The sequence below is a fragment of the Nonomuraea sp. NPDC049725 genome, from assembly GCF_040674795.1.
Taxonomy (GTDB): Bacteria; Actinomycetota; Actinomycetes; order Streptosporangiales; family Streptosporangiaceae; genus Nonomuraea; species Nonomuraea ceibae.
Window position 1 is genome coordinate 360801 of sequence record NZ_JBFANJ010000004.1, and the last position, 23493, is coordinate 384293.

The window sequence follows — 23493 nt, forward strand, 5'->3', positions numbered from 1 at the left end:
GCACCTGGCCAAGTAGAGGGCTGACGTGCGAGAACTCCGCAGTCGGTCGTCGATGGCCCTGCGGGCTCGGTCGTGGGAGCCGGGCATCATGTGGGCGTAGACGGGGAGGGCCGGCGTGGCCGAGGTATTCGGCGAGTTCCCTCGCGGAGACGCCGCTGGCCAACATGACGCTGCCGTAGTAGTGGCGGAACTGGTGTAGCGCCTGCGCTGTCGAGGGTCCTTGTCCGCCGGTGGGATGAAGGGCAGATTGTGCGTGCTTGGCCGGCATGGCTACGGTGCTCTACTTCGCGTGTACGGTCACCGCTGCTCGCGACGCGTGAAAGAGCAAGCGCAGTATGAAGGTGTCCAAGGTGAACATGTCGGTGCCGTCCCAGTCGAACTGCCCGACCTGCCCTGGTAGGACCTCAGGGTTGGCGGCAACACAGTCATGGCCCTCTTGGTCCTCGACCCATTCGACGAGGCGGACGTCTTCGAACCGGAAGACCACGACAGGCGTCTTCGACAGTTCCGGAGGAGTCCATTCCGGGTCGTAGACGAACTCCAGTTCCAGCGTCGGCGGCCTGCCGGGCCTGTAGGTCAGGCGCCTGAAGTCGGTGTCGTGAAGGTAGACATGGGCACCGTCCTCGGTCCAGAACTCGTACGGTCCCTCTCGGGACGTGATGCCACGGCCCTTGTCCTTGGACACGCCGGCGAACTCGGTCACTGACATGAGGAACATAGTCCTACGGAACGGAACGATCGCGTAGGCCCGGCAAAGTGGTGACAGCTACATCCCCTCACAGGGACTCACTACGACCACCGTTCACCACCCTCTGACCACGGTCTCCGCTGAAAAGCGGACGGTCGGGCTGGATGCCGAGGAAGTCATCTCCGCATGAAGGGGGCGTCGTAGGCAGGCGGTCGGCCGTTCATCAACTCGGTCAGTTCTTCGTCAGTGAGTTCAAGCTCGAAGGCGTTGCCTGTTTGCCGCGGATCCCAGCCGTGACCGAGCGCCGTGCGTATGGTCGCTGTCACGAGCGCCGGCCGTATGGCCATCATGCGTCCTCCCAACCACGCGTCCGGCCGTGAGCAGGGCAGCGACACCAGGAGCACGCGACCCGAGCCGTCGACCAATTCCACCGCGAACGTCATCGGGCCCCAGCTGTTCCCCTGGCAGTACGTGGGCTTACGACGGACGCGCCATCGGAATGAAGTGCCGTCGACGCTGATGAGCCGCGAGCCCTTCTTCGGGATCGCCATGAAGCAATCTCCTGCCCTGTTCCGTCGCTGTTCCGTGGGATGGCCAAGAACAGAGAGAAACGACGGAAGCCGGTCGCAACCGTAACTCCTGCTCAGGCCCTTAGTCGACAGGTTCCCACAGGTGGGTGGACGGAGCGTCGGGGATCACGAAAATCGTCGAAGGTGCGAGAACCAAGCCTGCCGGTGTTGAGGCATGCCGCTCTATTGTCGGGAGTAGGGCGCGACCCCACACAGGTAGACCGACTGCTCCAGCAGTTCTGGCGTCACCTTGACCCCGGTCAGGTACTCGGCCATCGCGAAGAACGACTCACTGCTGTGGTCGTCGTCGAATCCGACGTGCCGCTCGATCTCGCTGAATTCCTCTTCCCATGTGTTGTAGGACTCGATGTCGGAGAAGCTTGGCTCCAAGGTCAGGCGCTCCTGGCCGTCTTCCATCCAGAGGAAGTCTTCCTGCCCGTTGACATTGCGGAAATGGGACACCAGCCGGGTGCCCGCTGACAATCGTGCGGCGACGCTGGGCATGACGCCCATGAAGCCGTTGGGTTCGACGACGAACGCCCAGTCGTCGACGAGTGTGACTCCGAAGAAGTGGCTATATCCGGTGCGGGGTCTACCGAGGCCGGAGAACGCTGCCTTGATCAGGCCCTTGAGCCCCACGGGCGGAAAGCGTTCGGCACCGGTCCGGGCCAGGACCTGCTCAGGTGTCAGTCCGCGGACGAGGGTGAAACAGTATGCGTCCCGGAGGTCGGTGTACGCGTCGTACATGAATCGGTTGTAGGTGAACCAGGCATAGTCAGCGGCAGTTGCGATCACGCCCACATGCTGCCAGTTGGTAATGACAGAAACGGTCACCGGTGGCTACCCGCCGTGCCGTGGAGGATCAGAAAGTGAGCTCGCCGGTGCGGAGCAGCACCAATGCTTCTTCGTGCCATTCGGAGCGGTCGCCTGCCGGCGGCAATTCGACGCCCGCGCATCCGGCAGGGGCGGCGAACTGCTGCCGGAGCTGTTCCATGAGCTGTTCAGCCAGCCTGAGCGTTTCCGGCAGGTCGTCCGGGGCGTCGACGCTGAGACCGAGGACGGTCGCTCCGTCACGGGTGAACGTGATGCTCGCCTGGTAGTGGTCACGGGCCTTGAGATAGAGCGTGGAAACGTCGTCCGCGCCGCCTTGGGTGTGAGCTCGGATGAGGGTGTGGAGCCGCTCGTCATCATCGGCCGCATTGACGTAGCTCTCGATGAATCGCCCGAGGACCTCGGAGCTGCACTCTGGCAGCCAGACGTAGACGTCGAGACACGGCGGCATGAGCCCAGCGTAGAGGCCGGAAATTGGGGACTTATTGTCCCAATTGACCAATGCGGTAAGTAATGCTTGCCCCCTGTCGTGATCCACTGCAAGCTGACCAAGGCGTCACTTCCCATCGGAACTCCTCAGGCAGAAGGGGACCACCGCATGAAGTTACGGCACGTGATCATCGCCTCGACCCTCGCTCTCCCGACCGCTCTCACCCTCGCACTGGCCACGGCCCCTGCGCAGGCCGTGACGTGTTCCCGGGGCTGGGGAACTGACCTGCACTCCGCCTGGATCGACTGTGACAACGGGAACACGACAGGAACCTTCCGGCTGAAGGTGCAGGTCTGCGCCAGCACCGGATGCGCCTGGCGCTACGGCCCGTGGAAGTACTACCAGGGCGGCGGCGCGTCGACCTACTCCGACATGGGCACGTGGGTGAACACGAGCAGCATCACCTACGAGCCCGGCCCGGCCGGCGGCTTCGCGCCCGTCGACTGACCGGCCGTGGTGATCCGGCCCGGAGCTGCGTGCGGCGCGGAGAAGGGTCACCACGAGGCCGCGGCCAGGGACTCCGACGAACACTGCGGGCGGTGGGCGGGGTCGGGTCAGTATGATCGCGGCAGACTGTCTCGCATACCCCCCAGGTAGGACCTTCTGTGCGATACGTGCCGCCTCCTCCGCCTGTCATCGGGCCGCAGGACTGGTCGTTCATGTGTGGGCTGCTGGCTGTCAGGACGGCGGACGAGCTGGCGTCGCGGCCGTTCGTGCCGAGTCCGGCGCGGCTGGAGCCGGGGGAGCGGGCGCTGCTCGTGGCTCCGGCGCAGCGGCATCTGTGGAAGCCGCAGAGCCCGGTCGCGTACCGGCGGAGCAACATGTTCGCCTTCGGGTCGCTGTCGTTCGTGATCGCGGCGCACGCGGTCAACGAGGCGGCCAACGCGCTGCGGAAGAGCAAGGCGGTGGCGGAGGCGCAGGGGCAGTGGGTGGTCGACGGGGCGGGGCCGTTGACCGTCACCACGCAGGGCGCTCATTTCACGCATCCCGATATGTGGGCGCATTTCGCGTGGGGGCGGGCCGAGTTCTGCGACATGGACGCCGCCGACCTGTTCCAGATTCACATGGTCGACGACGTGACGGGGAACCGGATCGGGTTGCGGTTCCGGACGATCTGGGCGCCGTTGGTGTTCGTGCTCACGGCGTTGTCGTCCCAGCCCGGGCATCCGCGGCTGCATGACCGGTCGTGGGTGCCGCCGCACGTCGCGCACATCCATCCGGAGATTCCCGCGCTGGTGGCCGACGCGGCGCTCAGGCTGGCCACGGGGCAGGGGGCGTTCCTGGAGCGGAATCGGTATCGGGGGCTGCAGGGGTAGAAGGGGTCGCCGAGGCGGTGAGGTGGGCGTGCAGGGAGTCGAGCATGGCGTGCCAGCCGGCGCGGTAGTCGGCCGCCGGCTCGCGGCGCACCGGGCGGTGCAGCAGCACGAGGCGGGTGCCGTCGCCGTCGGGGGAGAGCTCCCAGCGCACCCGTGACTCGGTCTCGCCCGGCCAGAGCCAGGTGTGCTCGACGAGCCGGCCGGGCTCGACCGCGAGGACCGCGCCCTCCGCCCGGCCCTCGTCGCCGAAGTCGAAGGTCACCGTGCTGCCGGGCTCCGGCCGGAGGGTCACGCCGGGCAGCCATTCGCCCTGCTGGGCGGGGTCGGTCAGGGCGGACCAGACCCGGGCCGGCGGGTGCGGCAGGCGGCGCTCGAACCGGATCTGCCACTCGCCGTCCGGCCCGAGGCCGAGGGTGCCGCGCCGGTCGTCCGGGGCGGGTGCGGTGTCGTCGTGCATGGTCAGGTGTCCTCCAGCCGGTCGAGGTGGCGTTCGAGGGAGTCGAGGCGGCCGGCCCAGTTGCTCCTGGTGCGCTCGATCCACGCGCCCGCCTCCTCCAGCGGGCCCGGGTCCAGCCGGTAGAGGCGGCGCTGCGCCTCGTTCCGGTACGTGACGAGCCCGGCCTCACGCAGCACCCGCAGGTGCTTGGACACGGCCGGGCGGCTGGTGTCGAACTCCGCGGCCAGCTCGCCGGCCGTACGCTCGCGCTCGGCCACCAGCTCCAGCAGCCTGCGCCGGACCGGGTCGGCCAGCGCCTCGAACACTCCCGTTCTCACCCGCCTTTTGTACCCTATGGGTTACGTAACCCGCAAGTTACGCAAGCCGGTCCCAGTCGTCACGCGCGGCGGCGATGGCGTCCTTGTGGTCGCGGGACCAGTCGGCCAGCGCCGACACCATGCCCGCCAGGCTCGCGCCCATCTCGGTCAGCCGGTAGTCGGTGCGCGGCGGGATGGTCGGGTAGACGGTCCGCTCGACCAGCCCGTCACGGCACAGCCGCTTGGTGGTCACCGTCAGCATCCGCTGGGAGATGCCGGGGATGGCCCGCTCCAGCTCGCGGAAGCGGCGCGTGCCCTTGGCCAGCTCGACCAGCACCAGCACCGTCCACCGGTCGCCGAGCCGGTCGAGCACGTCGCGGATCCCGCAGTCGTCGTCCCCGCACGGGCCGCTGACCTGCGGGCTTATCGCGGTGTTCGTGGCTGACACGAAAGTGCCTCCTTATGGGCCTGCCGTCCGGTGTGGATGAATCTGCACCACATGCCAACAGCAAGGAGCAGCAGATGATTCTCGTCACCGGTGTCTCCGGCGGCCTCGGCGGCCTGATCCACCGCGGACTCACCGGCCAGGACGGCATCGAGGTGGTCGGCGGCACCCGCACGGGTGACGGGGTGAGCACGCGCCGGATCGACTTCGACGACCCGGCGTCGCTCGCCGACGGGTTCCGCAGCGCGCACGTCCTCGTGTTCGTCTCGGCCGGCTACGCCGAGGACGACGTCGTGCTCGCCCGCCACGGCGCCGTGGCCGACGCGGCCGAGGCGGCGGGCGTCCGGCACGTCGTCTACACCAGCCTGGCGGCCTCCGGCGATCTGATGACGATCGCGCTGCCGCACCGCTGGACCGAGTCACGCCTGGCCGCGGCCCCGTTCGACGTGACGATCCTGCGCAACGGCCTCTACGGCGAGGTCCCCGTCGGGCTGGCCGCCACCGCCGCCGCGTCCGCCGGGCAGAGCGGCGTGTTCGCCGCGCCGTTCGGGGCCGGCAAGGTGTCGGTCGTGGCCAGGGAAGACCTGGCCGACGTCGCCGTACGGGTCGCCGCCGACATCCACCGGGACCTCGCCGCGGGGCGCCCCAGCCGCCACGCGGGCAGGACGTACGAGCTGGAAGGCGTCGAGGCGATCGGCGGGCAGGACATCGCGGACGTGCTGGGCGAGGTGCTCGGCCGGCCGGTCGGCTACCGGCCGGTCCCGCTGTCGGCGATGCGGGAGCTGCTCGCCGGGAGCGGCCTGGAGCCCTACCAGGTCACGCACACGCTCTCGCTGTTCTCCAACCTCAACGCCGGCTTCCTCCAGGCCCGCCGCACCGACCTGCCCGCCCTCCTGCCTGCCGCCCCCCGCCCGATCCGCGGCCGCATCACCCGGGCCGTCCAGGAAACGCTCGCCGGCTGAGCCGGTTCAGCGCTCGCAGACCACGCCGTCGCCGTCGCGGTCCTGGTACCAGGCGTACTCGGGGTCCCGGCCCCGGTAGTACGGGCCGTAGCCGGCGCGGTTGGCGTCGCCGCAGGTGCGGAACCGCGGATCGGTGCGGGTGTCCGGCTGCGGCTTGGTCGGGGCCGGAGTCGGGGTGGGCGTGGGCGTGGGGGAGGCGCCGGTCCGGTCGCAGGTGCCGGACCAGATGCGCAGCCGCTCCCGCTGGGCCTTCTTCTGCTCGGCGCGCATGACCTTGATGTAGCGGTCGTTGGGCCGGTAGAGGACGGCCCTGCCGTAGCCGTAGCGGACGAGGTTGCGGTTGACGTGCACGCCCTTGGCGTTCCACACGTAGTAGAGCCAGCGGCCGTACCGGTCCTTGGGGTCCTTGTCGGCCACGAGGTAGGCGACCTTGCCGAGGGGCAGCAGCGTGGCCGTCCTCGACGTGGCGGTCTTCGACCAGCACTGGCCGCGTTCGGGGGTGTCGACCTCCAGGAGGCGGACGCGGAGCTTGGTGGCGCCGCGCGTGACGTCGATCGTGTCCCCGTCCACGATCTTCACCACGCGTACGGACACCGCGCCCCCGGGCACCCCCTTGGGCGCGCTCCCGGCGTCCGCCGGCACGGCGACGACCGCCGGGAGCACCGCCGAGGCGGCGAGAAGGGCTGCGGCTGATAAGTGGACGCGCATCATGCGTCTCCAGCAGATAGAGGGATCTAACTGCCTATAGACGCCTATGGGACGGGGGCGGTGTACGCGGCTCTAGTGGAAGGCGGGCAGGCCGGTGAGGGCCTTGCCGAGGACGAGGGTGTGGATCTCCGAGGTGCCCTCGTAGGTGAGCACCGATTCCAGGTTGACCGCGTGCCTGATCACCGGGTACTCCAGCGTGATGCCGCTCGCGCCGAGGATCGTGCGGCAGGTGCGGGCGATGTCCAGGGCTTCGCGCACGTTGTTGAGCTTGCCGGCGCTGACCTGTTCGGGGGTGATGGCGCCGGCTTCCTTGAGGCGGCCGAGGTGGAGGGCGAGGAGCAGGCCCTTGCCGAGCTCCAGGGTCATGTCGGCGAGCTTCTCCTGGGTGAGCTGGTAGGAGGCGAGCGGGCGGGCGAACACCTCGCGGGAGCCGGCGTAGTCCAGGGCGGTCTCCAGGCAGTCGAGCGCCGCGCCCATCGCGCCGAACACGATGCCGTACCGGGCCTCGTTGAGGCAGCCGAGCGGGCCGGACAGGCCGCGCGCGCCGGGCAGCATGGCATCGGCGGGCAGGCGTACGTCGTCGAGGACGAGCTCGCTGGTGACGCTGGCGCGCAGGGACACCTTCCGCTTGAGGTCGTGGGCGGTGAAGCCGGGGGTGCCCGCCGGGACGAGGAAGCCGCGGACGCCGTCGTCGGTCCGCGCCCAGACGACGGCGACGTCGGACACGGAGCCGTTGGTGATCCACATCTTGGCGCCGTTGAGCACCCAGTCGGAGCCGTCGCGCCTGGCGGTGGTCCGCATGCCGCCGGGGTCGGAGCCGAAGTCGGACTCGGTCAGGCCGAAGCAGCCGATGCGCTCGCCGGCGGCCATCGGGGGCAGCCACTCGCGCTTGTGCTCCTCGCTGCCGTACTTCCAGATGGCGTACATGGCGAGCGAGCCCTGCACCGAGACGAGGCTGCGCAGGCCGGAGTCGGCGGCCTCCAGCTCCAGGCAGGCCAGCCCGTACGAGACGGCGCCCAGCCCGGCGCAGCCGTAGCCGTCGAGGTGCATGCCGAGGACGCCGACCGAGCCGAGGGTGCGGGCCAGTTCGCGGGCGGGCAGCTCGCCGGTGTCGAACCAGTCGGCGATGTGCGGGCGGATCTCCTTGTCGCAGACCTGGCGCACGGCTTTGCGGATGTCGCGTTCCTCGTCGGTGAGGAGGCCGTCGATGGCGAACAGCGTCGAGGGATGCACGGCGAAGCCCTTCCTGTATTTTGGATCCAAAATCCAAATATGTCACAGGAAGAGGGGCGTAGCCATGGGCGGGGCGTTGAACGGGCTGCTGATCGCCGACTTCAGCCGGGTCCTGGCCGGGCCGTACGCCACGATGCTGCTCGCCGACCTCGGCGCGGACGTGGTCAAGGTCGAGCGGCCCGGCGGCGGGGACGACACCCGCTCGTGGGGGCCGCCGCACGACGCCGACGGGGTGGCGACCTACTACCTGGCCGTCAACCGCAACAAGCGCTCGATCGCCCTCGACCTGCGCGACCCCGCCGATCTGGAGGTGGCCACGGCGCTGGCCGCGCGTGCCGACGTGCTCGTGGAGAACTTCCGGCCGGGCACGATGGACCGACTCGGCCTCGGCTATGACAGGCTGCGCGGGCTCAACCCGGGGCTGGTCTACTGCTCGGTGACCGGGTTCGGCACCGGCAAGGGCGCCGAGCTGCCGGGCTACGACCTGATCGCGCAGGCCGTGGGCGGGCTGATGAGCGTGACCGGCGAGCCCGACGGGCCGGGCACTAAGGCGGGCGTCGCGCTGGTCGACGTGATCACCGGGCTGCACGCGGCGCTCGGCGTGCTGGCCGCGCTCCGCCACCGCGACGCCACCGGGCAGGGGCAGCGGGTGACGGTGTCGCTGCTGTCGTCGCTGCTGTCCGCGCTGACCAACCACGCCTCCGCGTACGCCGCCGCCGGGGTGGTGCCGAAGGCCATGGGCAACCGGCATCCGAGCATCGTGCCGTACGAGGTGTTCCGGGCGGCTGACAGGCCGATCGTCATCGCGGCGGGCAACGACCGGCAGTTCCGGGCGCTGTGCGGGGTGCTGGAGCGGCCCGACCTGGCGGCCGACGAGCGGTTCGGCACGAACGCCGGCCGGGTGGCGCACCGCGAGGAGCTGGTCGCCGAGCTGAACGCGACGCTGGCCACGCGGGGCGCCGACGACTGGTTCGCCGCGCTGACGCCCGCCGGGGTGCCGTGCGGGCCGATCAACGACCTGGCCGAAGCCTTCGCGCTCGCCGCCGAGCTGGGGCTGGAGCCGCTGGCGGACGGGCAGGTGGCCAACCCGATCGGCCTGGACGTGACGCCGCCCGCCTACCGGCTGGACCCGCCCGAGCTGGGCCGGGACGAGCAGTGGGTCCGTGGGATATTGGGCCAATGACCTCTCGCCGGCCGCCCACGGCTCAGCAGTTCGTCCTGGAGGAGCTCAGGCGGGCCATCACCACCGGCCGCCTGCGGCCGGGCGAGCCGATCCGGCAGGAGGCGCTGGCCGACGAGCTCGACGTGAGCCGCGTCCCGCTGCGCGAGGCGCTCAAGACGCTGCAGGGCGAGGGCCTGGTCGGCCATCGGGCGCACCGGGGCTACTACGTCGAGCAGCTCTCGCTCGACGACCTGCGCGAGGTCTATCTCATCCGCGACCTGCTGGAGGCCGAGGCCGTCCGGCGCGCGGTCGGGCGGCTCACCGACGCCGGGCTGGAGGCGGCCGAGGCGGCGCAGGCCGAGGTCGAGCGGGCCGCCGAGGCCGCCGACGTGCTGGCCATGGCCGAGGCCAACCGGCGCTTCCACATGGCGATCTTCGAGTGCGCGGGGCTGCCGCGCCTGGTGCGGCTGATCAGGACGCTGTGGGACTCGACCGACGCCTACCGCTCGGTCTACTACGCCGAGGAGGCCAACCGGCGGCGGGTCATCGAGGAGCACCGGGCTACGCTCGACCTGCTGCGCCGCCGCGACGCCGAGGGCGCGGTGGCGCTGCTGGCCGGGCACCGGGCCGCCGCGGTCGAGGCGATCGAGTCCGTGCTCGGGTGAGCTGACCGCGCGGCGGCGTCAGCCCCGGTCGCGGGCCGCGCCGTCGACGACCTGGTCGATGTGCGCGGCCAGCTCGACGTCCTTGGCGGTCACCCCGCCCGCGCTATGGGTCGACAGGCGGAAGCGGATGCCGGAGTCGGTGCGCTCGATCTCCGGATGGTGGTCCAGCGCGTCGGCCTCGTTCGTCACCGCCTGGCGCAGCCAGTCGAAGTTGTCAGGCGTGATCGGGATGTCCCTGGTCAGCGCCGTGCCGTCGCGGCGCCAGCCCTCCAGGCCCGCCAGCGCCGTGTCGATCTCCTCGTCCGTCAGGAGCTCGGCCATGGTGTCCCCCCGTGTCGGTTGCCGTACACGTACCACGGGGAGAGCCGTTGACACCTGCGGCCTGGGGTCACCTGTAGACGGCGACGGCGGCTTCCTGCACCAGCGTGTCGACCATGCCGACCAGCTCCTTGACCAGCGGCGAATGGCCCGTGGCGAGGGCGCGCAGCCGTTCGTTGAGCGACGGCAGGCCGAGGTAGAGCGCGGCCTCGATCTGGAGCACCGCCACCAGCCCGCACAGCGCGGCGCTGCGCGCGTCGGGGCTCTTGCGGCCCTCGGCCGCCGACCGCACCCCGGCGGAGGCCCGTACCAGCAGGGCGATGTCGGAGGGCTCGTGGCGGACGTAGGGCAGCATGCCCAGGCGGCGGCGGGTCACCGGCACCAGCAGGCCCGCGGCGGTCAGCGCGTCGCGGGTGCGGTCGTACACGTTCTCGGCCAGGCTCCTGACCCAGTACGGCGGGTCGTGGCCGATGCGGTCGGCGGCGATCGCGTTCAGGAGGTCGTCGGCCACCGCGTCGCCGGTGGCGGCCCGGCCGGTGACGGCGGCCGAGCCCGCCGCGACGCTCACGTGCTCGGCGAGCACCAGGTCGATCAGCACCGCCCCGGCCAGCGCCAGTGACGTCGCCGACCGGTGGGCCAGCGGCTTGCCCGACTTGTCGTGCGCGATCAGGAACAGGTCGTGGTGGAGCGGCTGTCGGGTCACGCCGGCTCCTTGACCGAATCGCGCAGCGTGGGACGGCGTCCCATGGCGTACAGGATCGCCAGCACGACCGCGCCGACGCCGAGCCAGACGAGGCCCACCATCTGGGCGAGGATGTTGGCGTTGATCACCACGAAGACCAGGATCGCCATGCCGATGAGCGGCGCGGCCAGGTGGGCCCAGCGGTTGGCCGACTTCAGGCGGACCGTGTAGTGCACGACGACGGAGACGTGCAGGACGATGAAGGCGACCAGCGCGCCCATGTTGATCAGGCTGGTGAGCAGGTCGACGCCGCCGTCGACGGTCGACATCCACAGCCCGATGCCGACCGACAGCGCCGACACGAGCAGGATGGCGTTTGCGGGCACCGAGTTGCGCACCGAGATGCGGGCCAGGAACGCCGGGAGCTGCCGGTCGCGGGCCATCGCGTACAGCAGGCGCGAGACCGCGACCTGGGCGACCAGGGTGTTGGCCACGCCCCAGGAGATCGCGGTGGCGGTGGTGGTGAGATGCCGCAGCCATTCGCCCCCCGCGATGGCCGCCGCGTCGTAGAAGGCGGTGTCGGAGTTGAGCGGTTCGGGCGCGAGCAGGGCGGCCACCCACACCTGGGTGATGAACAGCACGCCCGCCAGGACGAGCGCCAGCCGCATCGCCCGGCCCACCTGCTCCGAACCGCCGGTCGACTCCTCGACCAGCATGCTGATGCCGTCGAAGCCGAGGAACGACAGCACGGCCACCGACACGGCGGCGAACACGATCGGCCAGGAGAAGGTCTCGGGGTTGAACAGCGGCGTCAGGCTGAACCCGCGGCCCGCCCCGTTGAGCAGCGCCCAGAGCCCGGCCAGCAGGAACAGCGCCAGCACGGCCAGCTCGGCGACGATCATCACCTTGGTGAGTTTGATCGTCATGCGGATGCCGCGCAGGTTGATCACCGTGTTGACCGTCACGAAGATGATCAGCCAGGCCCACACGGGCACCGCCGGGATGCTGGCGTTCATGGCGATGGACGCGATCAGGTAGAGCAGGCTCGGCGCGAGCAGGTAGTCGAGCAGGATCGCCCAGCCCGTCATGAACCCGACAGGCGCCGCGATGCCGCGCCCGGCGTAGTTGTAGACCGATCCAGAAAGCGGGAACGCCTTGACCATCTGGGCGTACGAGTTCGCGGTGAACAGCAGCGCGATGATGCCGACGAGGTATACCAATACCGGCATACCACCTGAACGCTCGTAGACCAGGCCGAAGATCGCGAATGGCGCGATGGGCACCATGAAGATCAGGCCATAGAACACCAGATCGGTCAGGCCGACCCCACGGCGTAACTCCTGGCGGTAGCCGAACCGGCCGATGCTCTCCTGTGAGTCCACGACGGCGCTCCAAAAACGGCGGGGGGTTGATTGGGAGATCCTTCCGCAGGTCGCCGGAGCGTCGCAAGGTGTGAGTCTTGCCGGTTCGTCCTTGTCGGCTTTCAATGATCCTCATACGGGTGATCCCCAGGAGGAGCCGATGCGAGCCCTACGGGCAGCCGCAGTTGTCCTGACCGTCGTTCTCACCACGTTCGTGACGGCCGAACCGTCCATCCCGGCGGTCGCCGGGCCCACCGACCCCGAGCCCGTCTCGCTGGTCACACTCTCCGTTCCGGACCGCGCGGCGATGGACCGGCTGGTCGCGGCCGGAGCCGACCTCGCCGAGCGGGTGCGGCCCCAGGCCGACGGCAGCATCCAGGTCGACGCGGTGGTGACGCCGACCCAGCTCGCGGCGCTCCGGCCGCTCGGCGCGACCCTGGCCACGGGCACGCCGGCCCCCAAGCCGGCCGCCACCGCCACCGCACGGGACCAGATCGTCATCGAGCGGGCCGTCTGGTTCAAGTCCCGCGACGGCTACTTCCTGTCGGTCGAGGCGTCCAGCAGCGCCGGCGGCGCGGCAGCGCTCACCGCCACCTGGAAGGGCAGGCGCGGCGCGACCGGCGAGGTCGCCCTGGCGCCCTACCTCGACGCGGGCGCCTACCTGGGACACCAGTTCGCCACCCCGGCGCCGGTGGACACCCGGCCCGACTGGGTCACGGTCACCTCCGCGACCGGCGGCACCGCGCAGGCCCGCGTCAGCGAGTGGCCCGACGGCGAGCGCCCCGACCGCACCGGTCACCGCTACCAGAAGGACTTCATCACCCAGTACATGCCGCCCGCGCAGCTCAACGAGCGCATCAAGGCCCTGCACCGCAGCTTCCCCCGGCTCACCGACATCGTCGAGCTGCCGCACCTGACCAACGGCTACCGCCGCCACGCCCAGGCGCTGCTCGGCGCCGTCCCCGGCTCAGCCGTCGTCGTCACCTCACGCGCGTACGGGTCCGAAGGCGGCAACGACCTGGCCGTCGAGCTCGTCGACCCGGGAGCGCCCGACCGCGCGCTCGACGTGAGCGTGGACGGCAAGCGCGTCACGGTCAGCCTGGCCACCGACGGCTCCGGGACGCCCACCAGCACGGCCGCCCAGGTGGCCGCCGCGCTCGACGCCACCCCCGGGCTGCGCGCCTCCACCTACAGGGGCGACCCGGGCGCCGGGATCATGGCGCCGGTGGCGCTCACCCAGCTCAGCGACTTCCTCAAGGCGCCCGCCGACGTCTCCCGCAAGCCCGCCAGGGTGCTCGCGCTGCGCATCGGCGTGCACCGCGACGGCTCGCGCACCGGCGTCCTGGCCTATGCCCAGGAGCACGCCAGGGAGTGGGTGACGCCGCTCGTCACCATCGAGGCCGCCGAGCGGCTGCTGCGCAACTACGCGCGCGACCCCGCCACCCGCAAGCTGCTCCAGCGCACCGACGTGTTCATCGTGCCGACCGTCAACCCCGACGGCGCCAACTACAGCTTCTACGACTTCAACTCCCAGCGTAAGAACATGACCAACCACTGCCCCGCCCAGCAGGCCGACCCGGCCCAGCGCAACACCTGGGGCGTGGACGTCAACCGCAACTACGCGGCCGGGTCGCTGCACGACGGCTACTTCGGCGCCTCCGCCAACTGCCAGAGCGGCACCTACGCGGGTCCGGCCGAGCACTCCGAGCCGGAGAGCCGCAACGTCATCTGGCTCGCGCAGAAGTACCGCAACATCAAGTTCGCCATGAACGTGCACAGCTACGGCGGCTACTTCATGTGGCCGCCCGGCGCGTACAAGCTCGACGGCCGCGTCACGCTGCCCCGCCCGACCGCCCAGGAGGAGGCGTACTTCCTGCGCTCGGCCCGCACGATCGAGGAGGCCATCGCCGCCGAGCGCGGCACCGTCACCTGGCCGCAGCAGACCGGCCCGGTGACCGACGTGCTCTACTCGGCCGCCGGCAACTCGGCCGACGAGCTCTGGTACGACTTCGGCATCTACGGCTGGGACTTCGAGGTCGGCAGCGACCTGTGGAACCCGGAGACGCGGAGATGGGAGGGCGTCGGCTTCCAGCCGCCGTTCAGCGAGGGACACCAGGAGGCGATGGAGTTCGCCTCGGGCCTGATCTCGCTGATCGGGGTGGCGGCCGACTACCGGGATCGGTGATTGTCGGCTCGATCTGGTAGGACAGGACTCGCCAATCCCCCAGGCGAGGACATCCTGCCATGATCGAGTACGACCCCGCGCTCGGCTACACGCTGTCCTACACGGACACGTACGCCGGGCTGCCTGTCGCCCACCACCCGCGGGACGGCCAGTCCCCGCCGGCGGGTGAGGTGGCCTGGCGGCTCCACGCGGTCACCTGGCCCGGCGACGAGCGGGCGCCCATGACGCAGGTCATCGACGCCTTCGTCGAGTCCGTCGACCCGGCGCGGGTCACGGCGCTGGTGATCGGCGCCTGGGAGGAGTGCTACGAGACGAGCTCGGCGTCGGTCGTGGAGCGCCTGGTCGCGCACGCGCCCCGGCTGACCGGGCTGCGCTCGCTGTTCTTCGGCGACATCGACTCCGAGGAGGCGGAGATCTCCTGGATCCAGCAGTCGGACGTGACGCCGCTGCTGGAGGCGTTCCCCAGGCTGGAGCGGTTCGAGGTGCGGGGCGGCGCCGAGCTGGAGCTGTCGCCGGTGCGGCACGAGGCGCTGCGGGTGTTGCGGTTCGAGACCGGCGGGCTGCCGGCCGCCGTGGTCAGGGCCGTGGCGGCGTCGGAGCTGCCCGCGCTGGAGCACCTGGAGCTGTGGCTGGGCGTGGCGGAGTACGGCGGCGACGCCACGGTGGCCGACCTGGCGCCGATCCTGTCGGGGGAGCGGCTGCCCGCGCTGCGGCACCTGGGCTTGCAGGACAGTGAGATCCAGGACGAGATCGCCGCCGCCGTGGCCGCCGCGCCCGTCGTGGCCCGGCTGGAGTCGCTGGCGCTGTCGATGGGCGTGCTGCGCGACGAGGGCGCCGAGGCGCTGCTCAGCGGCCAGCCGCTCACCCACCTGCGCAACCTCGACCTGCACCACCACTACCTGACCGAGCCCATGATGAAGCGGATCACCGCCGCCCTCCCCGGCGTCGAGGTGGACCTGACCGGCATGGAGCAGTCCGACCGAGGCTGGACCTTCGTCGCGGTCAGCGAGTGAGCGTGGAGTTCGCGGTCGTCGGGACCCCCGGCGACCGGCGGGTGACGATGTTCGGGGCCGCGGTGACCGCCCGCGGCCTGGCCGAGCCGTACGTGATCCCGTGGCGTGACGTGCTCGCCGGGCGGGAGCTGCGCGCGCCCGCGAAGGCGCTGCTGCGGATCGACTCGCCGGGCGAGGACGCCGAGGCCGACGCGCTGCTGCGCGGGCCCGGCGACCCGGCGCGGGTGGGCGGCGGCGCGGTCTGGTACGCGGCCTTCACCGCCGGGCTGGCGCGCGTCGCGGCCGTCCCCGGGGTCCGGCTGCTGGGCGACGTGGCGGAGATCGGCGTGCTGTTCGACAAGCGGCGCTGCCACGCGGTGCTGGAGGCGGCCGGGGTGCCGGTGCCGCCCGGCTTCACCGCCTCGTCGTACGAGGAACTGCGCGAGCTGATGGCCGTACGCGGCTGGAAGAGGGTGTTCGTCAAGCCCGCCCACGGCTCGTCGTCGTCGGGCGTGATCGCGTTCCAGGCGCACGCCGGGCGGGTCAAGGCCGTCACGTCGGCCGCCCGGACCGGCGGCGCGTACCTGAACTCGCTGCGGGTGCGCACCTACGAGGACGAGGCGGACGTGCGGCGGCTCGTCGACTTCCTGGCCCCCGACGGGCTGCACGTCGAGCGGTGGTTCCCCAAGGCGTCAGTGGGCGGGCGCGCGTTCGACCTGCGGGTGGTCACCGTGGCGGGGAAGCCGACGCACGCGGTGGTGCGGTCCGGACGCTGGCCGATGACCAACCTGCACCTCGGCGGCGAGCGCGGCGACCTGGAGCCGCTGCGGGCGCGCACCGCGCTGTGGGAGCGGGTGCTCGACACGTGCGCGCGGGCGGCGGCCTGCTTCCCCGGCACCCTCAGCACCGGGGTCGACCTGATGGTGGGCGCCGACTGGCGGACGGTCGCGGTGGCGGAGGTCAACGCGTTCGGCGACCTGCTGCCGGGCCTGGGCGACCTGGCGGGAAACGGCCGCGACACCTACGCCGAGCAGGTCAGGGCGGTGCTCGATGGACATGCGTGAGATCGTCGGCAGCCACGACATCCTGCTGATTACGCTCGACACGCTGCGCTACGACGTGGCCGACGAGCTGGCCAGGGCCGGGCGGCTGCGCAACCTGCTGCCCGGCGGTGCCCGGTGGGAGCGGCGGCACAGCCCCGGCAGCTTCACCTACGCCTCGCACGCCGCCTTCTTCGCCGGGTTCCTGCCGACGCCCGTGACGCCGGGGCCGCATCCCCGGCTCTTCGCGGCCACGTTCCCGGGCAGCGAGACCACGGGCGACGGCACGTGGGTGTTCGACGCGCCCGACCTGCCCGCCGGGCTGGCGGCGGCCGGCTATCACACGGTGTGCGTCGGCGGCGTGGGCTTCTTCAACAAGCGGACGCCGCTCGGGTCGGCGCTGCCGGGGCTGTTCGCGGAGAGCCACTGGGAGCCGGAGTTCGGGGTGACGGACCCGCGGTCACTGGAGCACCAGATCGACCGTGTGGGCGACATTCTGCGAAATATCAGGACCCGGGTGTTCCTGTTCCTCAACGTGTCCGCCCTCCACCAGCCCAACCACTTCTACCTGCCCGGCGCCACCGCCGACTCGCGCGACACCCACGCCGCCGCGCTCGCGTACGTGGACCGCCACATCGGCAGGCTCTACGACCTCATGCCCCGCCCCACGCTGGTGATCGTCTGCTCCGACCACGGCACGGCGTACGGCGAGGACGGCCACGTCGGCCACCGGATCGGCCACGAAGTCGTGTGGACCGTCCCGTACACGCAGTTCATCCTGGAGCCCCATGCGCCCGTATGAGGGATACGTCTACGCGTACCCGCACAAGACCGCCTACCGCCCCCTCGACCCCCGCCCCGCGCTGGCCGACGTGTGGGCCGGCGACCGGCCCGGCGCCCTGTACGTGCACATCCCGTTCTGCGAGATGCGCTGCGGCTTCTGCAACCTGTTCACCCGCACCGGCGCCCCCGAGAACCTGGTCGCCGCCTACCTCGACGCCCTCGAACGCCAGGCCGTCCAGACCGCCGGCGCCCTGGAGACCAGCGCGTTCACCACGGCCGCGTTCGGCGGCGGCACCCCCACCTACCTCAGCGCCCGCGAGCTGACCAGGCTCTTCGACCTGACCGAACGGGCCATGTCCGTCGACCTGGGCGCGATCCCGCTGTCCGTCGAGACCTCGCCCGCCACCGCCACCCCCGACCGCCTCGCCGTCCTCGCCGAACGCGGCGCCACCCGCGTCTCCATAGGCGTGCAGAGCTTCGTCGACGCCGAGGCCCGCGCCGCCGTCCGGCCGCAGAAACGCGCCGAGGTCGACGCGGCGCTCGACGCCATCCGCGCCAGCGCCGTCCCCGTCCTCAACATCGACCTCATCTACGGCATCGACGGCCAGACCCCCGCCTCCTGGCTCCACTCTCTGGACACCGCCCTCACCTGGAAACCCGAGGAGATCTACCTCTACCCGCTGTACGTCCGGCCGCTCACCGGGCTCGGCAAGCAGGGCCGCGCCTGGGACGACCAGCGGCTGGAGCTCTACCGCCTCGGCCGCGACCGGCTCGCCGACGCCGGCTACGAGCAGGTGTCGATGCGGATGTTCCGGCTGCCCGGCACCGCCAACGCCACCGAATACTGCTGCCAGACCGACGGCATGGTGGGCCTGGGCTGCGGCGCCCGCTCCTACACCGGCGACCTGCACTACTCCTTCGAGTACGCGGTCGGCGCCCGCCAGGTGCGCGCGATCATCGACGACTACGTGAGCCGCGACGACTTCGGCCACGCCAACGTCGGCTTCACGCTCACCCCCGGCGAACGCAGGCGGCGGCACCTCATCCAGTCGCTGCTGCAGGCCGGCGGCCTGGACCGCGCCCTCTACCGGGAGCGGTTCGGCGCCGACGCGCTCGACGACTTCCCGCTGGCGGAGTTCCGGCAGTGGCTCGTGATCGAGCCCGAGGTGATCAAACTGACGGCCGAGGGCCTGGCCTGGTCCGACGCGATCGGGCCCGCCTTGTTCTCGCCGCAGGTCAGAGCCCTCATGGACGGCTACGACGCATGCTGACCATCCTGTACCGAGGGCCGCTGGCGAGCTGCGACTACGACTGCGCCTACTGCCCCTTCGCCAAGCGGCGCGACACGCCCGAACAGTTGCGCGCCGACCGCGCCGCGCTCGAACGCTTCGCCGCCTGGGTGGCCCGGCAGGACTTCGACGTGGCCATCCTGTTCACGCCCTGGGGCGAAGGGCTCGTCAGGTCCTGGTACCGGAAGGCGCTCGTCGAGCTGTCATGGCTGCCGAACGTCCGCCGCGTCGCCATCCAGACCAACCTGAGCTGCCGCACCGGCTGGCTCGCCGACGCCTCCGACCGGGCCGCCCTCTGGGTCACCTACCACCCCACCCAGGTGCCCTACGACCGGTTCCTCGCCAAGCTCCGATCACTGACCGTGCGGCACAGCGTCGGCATCGTCGGCGACCCGGCGCACCTCGACGACGCCCGGCGGCTGCGCGCCGACCTGCCGCCCGAGACGTACCTGTGGGTCAACGCCGAGGAAGGCCGCCTCTACACCGACGCCGAAGCCGCCGACTGGACGGCCGTCGACCCGCTCTTCCACCACAGCCGCTTCCCGCACCCCAGCCGCGGGCTGCCCTGCCGCACCGGCGACAGCGTCGTGTCCGTCAACGGCGACGGCGACGTGCGGCGCTGCCACTTCGTCGCCGACCCGCTCGGCAACCTCTACGACGGCAGCTACGCGCCCCAGCTGCGGCCGCGCGCCTGCCCGGCCACCGCCTGCGACTGCCACATCGGCTACGTGCACCTGGAACCGCTCGGGCTCTACGAGGTGTTCGGCGACGGGGTGCTGGAACGCATCCCGGCCGCCTGGCCTCAGGTCTCGCGCTCCGGCCGGTAGCTCTCCTCGCTCACGCCGAACGTCCAGGCCACCCCCTCACGCGCCCGCCGCACCCACGGCGGCACCCGCAGGAAGTACGTGCGCCGGGTGCCGTCGGGCTCGGGCGTGGAGTTGACCACCTCCACCATCGCGACCGGCTCGTCACCCGGCAGCTCGATCCGCCACAGGACGCCCGTCTCGTCCGAATGCTCCGGCCGCGCCCCCGACTCGGCCAGATAGCGGTCGACGCCGAAGTGCTCCAGCATGACGCGGCGCAGCTCGGCGTTGGACTCCTCGCGGATGCGCGCCGGGGTCAGGTCCGTCATCGTGAACCCCGCGGGCACCGGCATGCCGTGCCAGGCATGCAGGGCGAACCCGTCGGACCACACCAGCGCCGGGCCGTCCGCCGCGTGCAGGCGGCCCAGCTCGTCGAGGTGCAGCTCGGCGGGGCGGGCGCTGACGATCGCCACCCGCTCGTACGGCCACCACCAGCTCGCGCACCGGGCGACCCGCTCCAGCCCGTCCAGCCCGCCGAGCCCCTCGAAGGCCGACAGCCAGGGGGCGTCATGCTGCCCGAGCACCGCATCGAGCGTCACCCGCCGCAACTCCTCCCCGACCTGCTGGCTGCCGTCCGCGGCGGCGGTGTCGCTTCCGGCGGCGACCTCGGCGGCGGCGGTGGCGTCACTTCCGGCGGCGGTTTCGGAGGCGGCGGCGGCTTCGGCGATGGCGCGGCGGACGTCGGCGACCAGGCGGCTCACCACCGGCCACAGCCTGCCGCCGGTCTCCTCCCACCGGGCCGCCCACCCCGCCGGGCCCAGCTCGGCCGAGAGCGCGGCCCTGGCCCGCTCCCACGGCAGGGTCCGCACCTCATGCCGCACCGACCGCCCCGCCACCACCCCGACCGGCAACCCCCCGAACACCACCGCCCCATCCGGAGCGGCCTCCCCTGCGAGAGCCCCCGGCCCGACGCGACCGTCCTCCTTCCCCGTCACGGCCCGAGGTGGCCCTTCGGGGGTTTCTGACGCGGTCCGGGCAACTTCCTGGGGGTTCGGGGCGGCGGGCCGGAGGCGGGTGGCGGGGTCGGCGGTGAGCCAGGCGGCGGCGCGGGCGCCGGCGAGCGGCGAGGCCACCACGATCACGTGGTCCGGCTCCGGCAGGCCCGCTTCCCTGTAGGCCTGCCGGACAGCCGCGTCGGCGTCGCCGCCCGGCCCGGTGGCGAAGGCCATGCGGTCCCACGCCACCCGTTCATCGGTGTGCACGGCCATCAGTCGGCCACCACCCGGAAGGAGCCCGGCACGTACTCGCGCTGGCGGATCACCCGGTACCAGCCCTTGGGCAGCGAGATCGTGTCATGCTCCTCGTGCACCAGGCGACCGCCCTCCGGCAGGTGCAGGAACCCGCCCGACAGCGTGCCGGGCCCCGGGATCGCGTGGCAGTGGCCCGTGGCCTCGCCGTGCGCCAGCACGAGCCGCCCGCGGGCGTCACGCGGCTCGGGCCGGACGGTGCGCGGCGCGTCCTCCTCGGACACCGGCACGATCAGGATGTCGCCCTGTCGGTACATCGACCAACCTCCATCGTCAGGGGGATGATCGGAAAGTACCGTCCGGCACCGACAAACCGGCGGGCCCAGGCCGGAGGAGGGGGCTCCCCGGCCTGGGCCCGGTTCGAACGGGTCAGGACATCAGACGCGCTGCCACAGGGCGGGCACCGCCGGGGGCTCCCAGCCTGCCTGCGCGGTGTGGCCCTGGAGGCACCGGTAGGTGGCGCCGCCGTACGTCACCGTGGCGCCGGCCGCGTAGGTGGTGCCGGCCGCCCAGGTGCCGCCGGGCGACTGCGTCGGCGTGTTGCTGCCGGTCGGGGTCGGGCTGTTGCCGCCCTGGGTGACCAGCGTGAGGCCGTACGCCTGCAGGATCTCGTTGACCGGCTGGAAGTACGTCGTGCCGCCCGAGCTGCAGTTGCCCGAGCCGCCCGAGGTCACGCCCTGGGCCTGGTCGCCGGAGTAGAACGAGCCGCCGGAGTCGCCGGGCTCGGCGCAGACGCTCGTCCTGGTCACCTGCGAGACCGTGCCCTGCGGGTAGGTGACGCTGGTGTTGAGCTGGCTGACCTGACCGCAGTGGGTCTGGGTGGTCGAGCCGGAGCGGCAGATCGAGGCGCCCACCTGGGCGACCTGGGAGCCGCGGATGGGCTGGATGCCCCGGTTGTAGGCGTTCACGACGCCGGTCGGGGTCCACTGCGAGTTGACCTCGACCCAGGCGTAGTCGTTGCCCGGGAAGGAGGAGCCGCGGAAGACGCCCTGGCTGACGCGGTTGTGGCCGGTCGTGGTCGCGCCGGTGCTGCCGCAGTGGCCGGCGGTGACGAAGCCGCCCTGCGAGCCCGCCTTGCTCACCGAGAAGCCGACCGAGCAGCGGGAGCCGCTGCCGATGTAGTACGCGTCGCCGCCGCGTACGTCGTAGTAGGCCTGCGGCTGCTCGTTGGAGCGGACGACCCTGACGGCCGAGGCGTCGGCGCCGCTGGCCCGTACCCAGGCCTGCGCCTTGGCGGGCGTGGAGGACAGGACGACCACGTCGTTGTTCACGACGTCGACGTACCAGACCGGCGCGGTCTTCGGCGCCTTCGCGGCCGCCCGGTCGAGGGTGGCCTTGATCGCGTCGAGCTGCTGGAGGGAGCGGCCGACCACGCGGGCCTCGACCCCGGTCTCCCGGATGGCGGCGACCTGCGCCTGGTCGGTGGTGGCGACGGTCATCGCAGCGGTGGGGCCGCTGAGCCAGACGCCGCCGTAGGCCGCGCCGAGCTGGGCGCGCAGGCCGGGCTCGACGGTCGCCGCGGCTGCCTCGTTGACGAGCCGGGTCTCGGCCTGCTGCTGGCTGATGCCGAGGTCGTCGCTGAGCGCGTTGATCAGACCGGGCGGTGGTTCGTTGACAGAAGCCTGCGCCTGCGCCGCGGCGTAGGGGCTGAGGTCGTCCGCGGTGGCGCTGTGCGCGGTCCAGGCTACAGCGGGGACGACCACGAGGGTCAGTCCGAGCGCGAGGCCCGCTGTCAGGGTCTTTCTGGGGAGCATGTGACTCTCCTCGTATTACGGGGGGTGTCGCCACCGTACGAGGACGGATACGAGGAATGGTCGTCCCAAATGACCCCCTATCGCGGTGTTATGGGGCGCCCAGGGCCTCCAGCGCGCGGTCCACGTCCGCGGTCGTGGTGTAGGCGTGGAAGCTCGCGCGGACCTTCCCGGCCCGCACCGCCGCCCGGATGCCGGCCGCCTCCAGCCGTTCGCCAGGCGCGTCGACGGAGACGATCGCGCTGTCGGACGGTTCGAGGCCGAGTCCGGCCCGGAAGCGGTTGGCGAGCGCCACGTCGTGGTCGCGGACGCGCTCGACGCCGATCTCGTTGAGCAGTTCGAGCGCGGGCGCGGCCCCCACGTAGCAGAACCAGGCGGGCGACAGGTCGAAGGCCCGCGCGTCGCCCGCGAGCCGCAGCGGCGGGCCGTAGAAGGAGCCGCCCTCGTCGGCCCCGGCGTACCAGTTGGCGGCCAGCGGGCGCATGCGCTCGCGCAGGCGCGGCGACAGGTAGCCGAACGCCGCGCCGCGCGGCGCCATCAGCCACTTGTACGCGGCGCAGGCCAGCGCGTCGACGCCGTCGACGTTCACCGGGAGCCAGCCGCACGCCTGGGAGCCGTCGGCGATGACGAGCGCGTCGTGGTCGCGGGCGGCGGCGACGATGTCGGCCAGCGGCGCCACCTCGCCGGTCGCCGACTGCACCAGGCTGAACGCCACCGCGCCGGTCGAGGCGGTGATCGCGTCGGCCAGCCGGTCGGCGGGAACGGTCCGGACGCGGGCGGCCACCGCCCACGGGAACAGGTTGCTGGTGAACTCGATCTCCGGCACGACCACCTCGGCGCCCGGCGGGAGCGCGGTGGCCACGGTGGACATGATCTGCGAGACGGTCGAGCCGACGGACACGTCCTCCGCGGCGGCGCCGACCATCCTGGCGAATGCGGCGCGCGAGCGGCCCACGGAGGCGTCCCACGGCTTCCAGTCGGAGCTGCCGTGCCGCCAGTCGGCCAGCACGGCCTGCAACTCCTCGAACGCCCGGCGGGGCGGCAGCCCGGACGAGGCGGTGTTGAGCCAGCCGGGCTCGGCGTCCCAGAGCGCGCTGTCAAGATCCATGCGCCCAGCCTAGGACGGTGCTTCCGGTACGCCTACCGTGCCGTTCGTCCGA

At 71.7% G+C, this 23493-nt stretch carries 27 protein-coding genes; 11 read left to right on the plus strand and 16 right to left on the minus strand.

Translation table 11 applies throughout. The features are described from left to right. Positions 1 to 280: 280 nt before the first annotated feature. The 4 genes from AB0J53_RS12845 to AB0J53_RS12860 form a co-directional block, all read right to left on the minus strand. Positions 281 to 709 (minus strand): hypothetical protein, encoded by a 429-nt coding sequence (locus tag AB0J53_RS12845; protein ID WP_364171559.1) that lies wholly within the window; start codon positions 707 to 709, stop codon positions 281 to 283. Between the two features lie 155 nt (positions 710 to 864). Further along, on the minus strand, positions 865 to 1239 hold the full coding sequence (locus tag AB0J53_RS12850) for a hypothetical protein (RefSeq protein ID WP_364171561.1): 375 nt from the start codon (positions 1237 to 1239) through the stop codon (positions 865 to 867). 201 nt (positions 1240 to 1440) lie between these two features. Further along, positions 1441 to 2091: a DUF6461 domain-containing protein gene (locus tag AB0J53_RS12855; protein ID WP_364171563.1), complete on the minus strand. Its 651-nt coding sequence runs from the start codon at positions 2089 to 2091 to the stop codon at positions 1441 to 1443. Positions 2092 to 2119: 28 nt separating this feature from the next. After that, a complete protein-coding gene (locus AB0J53_RS12860) occupies positions 2120 to 2539 on the minus strand; it encodes a hypothetical protein (protein WP_364171565.1) in 420 nt (139 codons plus the stop codon). A 147-nt stretch (positions 2540 to 2686) separates the two neighbouring features. On the opposite strand from AB0J53_RS12860, the gene AB0J53_RS12865 reads away from it, so the two are divergent. Both AB0J53_RS12865 and AB0J53_RS12870 read left to right on the plus strand, forming a co-directional pair. Continuing rightward, a complete protein-coding gene (locus AB0J53_RS12865; RefSeq protein WP_219508526.1) occupies positions 2687 to 3025 on the plus strand; it encodes a hypothetical protein in 339 nt (112 codons plus the stop codon). A gap of 212 nt (positions 3026 to 3237) precedes the next feature. Next, positions 3238 to 3894, plus strand: coding sequence for a hypothetical protein (locus AB0J53_RS12870; protein WP_364171567.1), 657 nt, complete (start codon positions 3238 to 3240; stop codon positions 3892 to 3894). On the opposite strand, the gene AB0J53_RS12875 is transcribed toward AB0J53_RS12870, so the two are convergent. From AB0J53_RS12875 to AB0J53_RS12885, 3 genes are read right to left on the minus strand one after another with little or no spacing between them, the layout of a single operon-like run. Further along, complete coding sequence (locus AB0J53_RS12875; protein ID WP_364171569.1) at positions 3830 to 4351, minus strand: SRPBCC family protein; 522 nt, start codon at positions 4349 to 4351, stop codon at positions 3830 to 3832. The two genes, AB0J53_RS12870 and AB0J53_RS12875, sit on opposite strands and share 65 nt — an antisense overlap. Positions 4352 to 4353: 2 nt before the next feature. Beyond that, a complete protein-coding gene (locus AB0J53_RS12880) occupies positions 4354 to 4668 on the minus strand; it encodes a metalloregulator ArsR/SmtB family transcription factor (protein ID WP_364171571.1) in 315 nt (104 codons plus the stop codon). Between the two features lie 37 nt (positions 4669 to 4705). Continuing rightward, on the minus strand, positions 4706 to 5095 hold the full coding sequence (locus AB0J53_RS12885) for a helix-turn-helix domain-containing protein (protein WP_308125918.1): 390 nt from the start codon (positions 5093 to 5095) through the stop codon (positions 4706 to 4708). 74 nt (positions 5096 to 5169) lie between these two features. On the opposite strand from AB0J53_RS12885, the gene AB0J53_RS12890 reads away from it, so the two are divergent. After that, positions 5170 to 6054 carry an NmrA family NAD(P)-binding protein gene (locus AB0J53_RS12890; protein ID WP_364171574.1) on the plus strand — a complete coding sequence of 295 codons (885 nt, stop codon included), beginning with the start codon at positions 5170 to 5172 and terminating at the stop codon, positions 6052 to 6054. 6 nt (positions 6055 to 6060) lie between these two features. Here the strand turns inward: AB0J53_RS12890 and AB0J53_RS12895 are convergent, their stop codons facing one another. Both AB0J53_RS12895 and AB0J53_RS12900 read right to left on the minus strand, forming a co-directional pair. Then, the gene (locus AB0J53_RS12895; RefSeq protein WP_364171576.1) at positions 6061 to 6765 is read right to left on the minus strand and encodes a thermonuclease family protein; all 705 of its coding nucleotides are present in this window, start codon (positions 6763 to 6765) and stop codon (positions 6061 to 6063) included. Between the two features lie 69 nt (positions 6766 to 6834). Next, positions 6835 to 8025, minus strand: a complete 1191-nt coding sequence (locus AB0J53_RS12900) for an acyl-CoA dehydrogenase family protein (RefSeq protein ID WP_364171578.1) — start codon at positions 8023 to 8025, stop codon at positions 6835 to 6837. A 34-nt stretch (positions 8026 to 8059) separates the two neighbouring features. Here AB0J53_RS12900 and AB0J53_RS12905 point away from each other — a divergent pair, with 34 nt between their 5' ends. Both AB0J53_RS12905 and AB0J53_RS12910 read left to right on the plus strand, forming a co-directional pair. Beyond that, the gene (locus tag AB0J53_RS12905) at positions 8060 to 9178 is read left to right on the plus strand and encodes a CoA transferase (RefSeq protein ID WP_364171580.1); all 1119 of its coding nucleotides are present in this window, start codon (positions 8060 to 8062) and stop codon (positions 9176 to 9178) included. After that, complete coding sequence (locus AB0J53_RS12910; protein ID WP_364171582.1) at positions 9175 to 9822, plus strand: GntR family transcriptional regulator; 648 nt, start codon at positions 9175 to 9177, stop codon at positions 9820 to 9822. The genes AB0J53_RS12905 and AB0J53_RS12910 overlap by 4 nt, the downstream gene beginning before the upstream one ends. An 18-nt stretch (positions 9823 to 9840) precedes the next feature. On the opposite strand, the gene AB0J53_RS12915 is transcribed toward AB0J53_RS12910, so the two are convergent. The 3 genes from AB0J53_RS12915 to AB0J53_RS12925 all read right to left on the minus strand — a co-directional run bounded on the left by AB0J53_RS12915 (position 9841) and on the right by AB0J53_RS12925 (position 12204). Then, complete coding sequence (locus tag AB0J53_RS12915; RefSeq protein ID WP_364171584.1) at positions 9841 to 10143, minus strand: 4a-hydroxytetrahydrobiopterin dehydratase; 303 nt, start codon at positions 10141 to 10143, stop codon at positions 9841 to 9843. Positions 10144 to 10210: 67 nt separating this feature from the next. Beyond that, on the minus strand, positions 10211 to 10843 hold the full coding sequence (locus AB0J53_RS12920; protein WP_364171586.1) for a GPP34 family phosphoprotein: 633 nt from the start codon (positions 10841 to 10843) through the stop codon (positions 10211 to 10213). Then, entirely contained in the window at positions 10840 to 12204 is a 1365-nt protein-coding gene (locus tag AB0J53_RS12925) for an APC family permease (RefSeq protein ID WP_364171588.1), read from the minus strand. Before AB0J53_RS12925 ends, AB0J53_RS12920 begins: the two co-directional genes overlap by 4 nt. Before the next feature lie 139 nt (positions 12205 to 12343). Here AB0J53_RS12925 and AB0J53_RS12930 point away from each other — a divergent pair, with 139 nt between their 5' ends. Genes AB0J53_RS12930 through AB0J53_RS12955 form a run of 6 tightly spaced genes read left to right on the plus strand, consistent with a single transcriptional unit; the run spans position 12344 to position 19299 of the window. Next, complete coding sequence (locus AB0J53_RS12930; RefSeq protein ID WP_364171590.1) at positions 12344 to 14368, plus strand: M14 family zinc carboxypeptidase; 2025 nt, start codon at positions 12344 to 12346, stop codon at positions 14366 to 14368. 59 nt (positions 14369 to 14427) lie between these two features. Further along, the gene (locus tag AB0J53_RS12935) at positions 14428 to 15381 is read left to right on the plus strand and encodes an STM4015 family protein (RefSeq protein ID WP_364171592.1); all 954 of its coding nucleotides are present in this window, start codon (positions 14428 to 14430) and stop codon (positions 15379 to 15381) included. A 2-nt stretch (positions 15382 to 15383) separates the two neighbouring features. After that, positions 15384 to 16424, plus strand: a complete 1041-nt coding sequence (locus tag AB0J53_RS12940; RefSeq protein ID WP_364171594.1) for an STM4014 family protein — start codon at positions 15384 to 15386, stop codon at positions 16422 to 16424. Beyond that, a complete protein-coding gene (locus AB0J53_RS12945) occupies positions 16417 to 17202 on the plus strand; it encodes an STM4013/SEN3800 family hydrolase (protein WP_219508536.1) in 786 nt (261 codons plus the stop codon). The genes AB0J53_RS12940 and AB0J53_RS12945 overlap by 8 nt, the downstream gene beginning before the upstream one ends. Continuing rightward, on the plus strand, positions 17189 to 18454 hold the full coding sequence (locus tag AB0J53_RS12950) for an STM4012 family radical SAM protein (protein WP_364171597.1): 1266 nt from the start codon (positions 17189 to 17191) through the stop codon (positions 18452 to 18454). Before AB0J53_RS12945 ends, AB0J53_RS12950 begins: the two co-directional genes overlap by 14 nt. Then, a complete protein-coding gene (locus AB0J53_RS12955) occupies positions 18448 to 19299 on the plus strand; it encodes an STM4011 family radical SAM protein (protein ID WP_364171599.1) in 852 nt (283 codons plus the stop codon). Before AB0J53_RS12950 ends, AB0J53_RS12955 begins: the two co-directional genes overlap by 7 nt. Here AB0J53_RS12955 and AB0J53_RS12960 read toward each other — a convergent pair. The 4 genes from AB0J53_RS12960 to AB0J53_RS12975 all read right to left on the minus strand — a co-directional run bounded on the left by AB0J53_RS12960 (position 19275) and on the right by AB0J53_RS12975 (position 23441). Continuing rightward, the gene (locus tag AB0J53_RS12960) at positions 19275 to 20537 is read right to left on the minus strand and encodes a DUF6745 domain-containing protein (protein WP_364171601.1); all 1263 of its coding nucleotides are present in this window, start codon (positions 20535 to 20537) and stop codon (positions 19275 to 19277) included. The two genes, AB0J53_RS12955 and AB0J53_RS12960, sit on opposite strands and share 25 nt — an antisense overlap. Positions 20538 to 20542: 5 nt before the next feature. Beyond that, entirely contained in the window at positions 20543 to 20839 is a 297-nt protein-coding gene (locus tag AB0J53_RS12965; RefSeq protein ID WP_364171603.1) for a hypothetical protein, read from the minus strand. A 120-nt stretch (positions 20840 to 20959) separates the two neighbouring features. Next, positions 20960 to 22336, minus strand: a complete 1377-nt coding sequence (locus AB0J53_RS12970; RefSeq protein WP_364171605.1) for a carbohydrate-binding protein — start codon at positions 22334 to 22336, stop codon at positions 20960 to 20962. Between the two features lie 88 nt (positions 22337 to 22424). Then, complete coding sequence (locus tag AB0J53_RS12975) at positions 22425 to 23441, minus strand: aminotransferase class V-fold PLP-dependent enzyme (RefSeq protein WP_364171607.1); 1017 nt, start codon at positions 23439 to 23441, stop codon at positions 22425 to 22427. Between the last annotated feature and the right edge of the window lie 52 nt (positions 23442 to 23493).

Bases quoted from the DNA above. Each gene is read 5' to 3' on its own strand.
- AB0J53_RS12970 (WP_364171605.1), bottom strand. From the start codon at position 22,336: ATGCTCCCCAGAAAGACCCTGACAGCGGGCCTCGCGCTCGGACTGACC.
- AB0J53_RS12945 (WP_219508536.1), top strand. From the start codon at position 16,417: ATGCGTGAGATCGTCGGCAGCCACGACATCCTGCTGATTACGCTCGAC.
- AB0J53_RS12915 (WP_364171584.1), bottom strand. From the start codon at position 10,143: ATGGCCGAGCTCCTGACGGACGAGGAGATCGACACGGCGCTGGCGGGC.
- AB0J53_RS12875 (WP_364171569.1), bottom strand. From the start codon at position 4,351: ATGCACGACGACACCGCACCCGCCCCGGACGACCGGCGCGGCACCCTC.
- AB0J53_RS12935 (WP_364171592.1), top strand. From the start codon at position 14,428: ATGATCGAGTACGACCCCGCGCTCGGCTACACGCTGTCCTACACGGAC.
- AB0J53_RS12895 (WP_364171576.1), bottom strand. From the start codon at position 6,765: ATGATGCGCGTCCACTTATCAGCCGCAGCCCTTCTCGCCGCCTCGGCG.
- AB0J53_RS12965 (WP_364171603.1), bottom strand. From the start codon at position 20,839: ATGTACCGACAGGGCGACATCCTGATCGTGCCGGTGTCCGAGGAGGAC.
- AB0J53_RS12930 (WP_364171590.1), top strand. From the start codon at position 12,344: ATGCGAGCCCTACGGGCAGCCGCAGTTGTCCTGACCGTCGTTCTCACC.
- AB0J53_RS12860 (WP_364171565.1), bottom strand. From the start codon at position 2,539: ATGCCGCCGTGTCTCGACGTCTACGTCTGGCTGCCAGAGTGCAGCTCC.
- AB0J53_RS12950 (WP_364171597.1), top strand. From the start codon at position 17,189: ATGCGCCCGTATGAGGGATACGTCTACGCGTACCCGCACAAGACCGCC.
- AB0J53_RS12910 (WP_364171582.1), top strand. From the start codon at position 9,175: ATGACCTCTCGCCGGCCGCCCACGGCTCAGCAGTTCGTCCTGGAGGAG.
- AB0J53_RS12865 (WP_219508526.1), top strand. From the start codon at position 2,687: ATGAAGTTACGGCACGTGATCATCGCCTCGACCCTCGCTCTCCCGACC.
- AB0J53_RS12870 (WP_364171567.1), top strand. From the start codon at position 3,238: ATGTGTGGGCTGCTGGCTGTCAGGACGGCGGACGAGCTGGCGTCGCGG.
- AB0J53_RS12850 (WP_364171561.1), bottom strand. From the start codon at position 1,239: ATGGCGATCCCGAAGAAGGGCTCGCGGCTCATCAGCGTCGACGGCACT.
- AB0J53_RS12905 (WP_364171580.1), top strand. From the start codon at position 8,060: ATGGGCGGGGCGTTGAACGGGCTGCTGATCGCCGACTTCAGCCGGGTC.
- AB0J53_RS12975 (WP_364171607.1), bottom strand. From the start codon at position 23,441: ATGGATCTTGACAGCGCGCTCTGGGACGCCGAGCCCGGCTGGCTCAAC.
- AB0J53_RS12955 (WP_364171599.1), top strand. From the start codon at position 18,448: ATGCTGACCATCCTGTACCGAGGGCCGCTGGCGAGCTGCGACTACGAC.
- AB0J53_RS12890 (WP_364171574.1), top strand. From the start codon at position 5,170: ATGATTCTCGTCACCGGTGTCTCCGGCGGCCTCGGCGGCCTGATCCAC.
- AB0J53_RS12845 (WP_364171559.1), bottom strand. From the start codon at position 709: ATGTCAGTGACCGAGTTCGCCGGCGTGTCCAAGGACAAGGGCCGTGGC.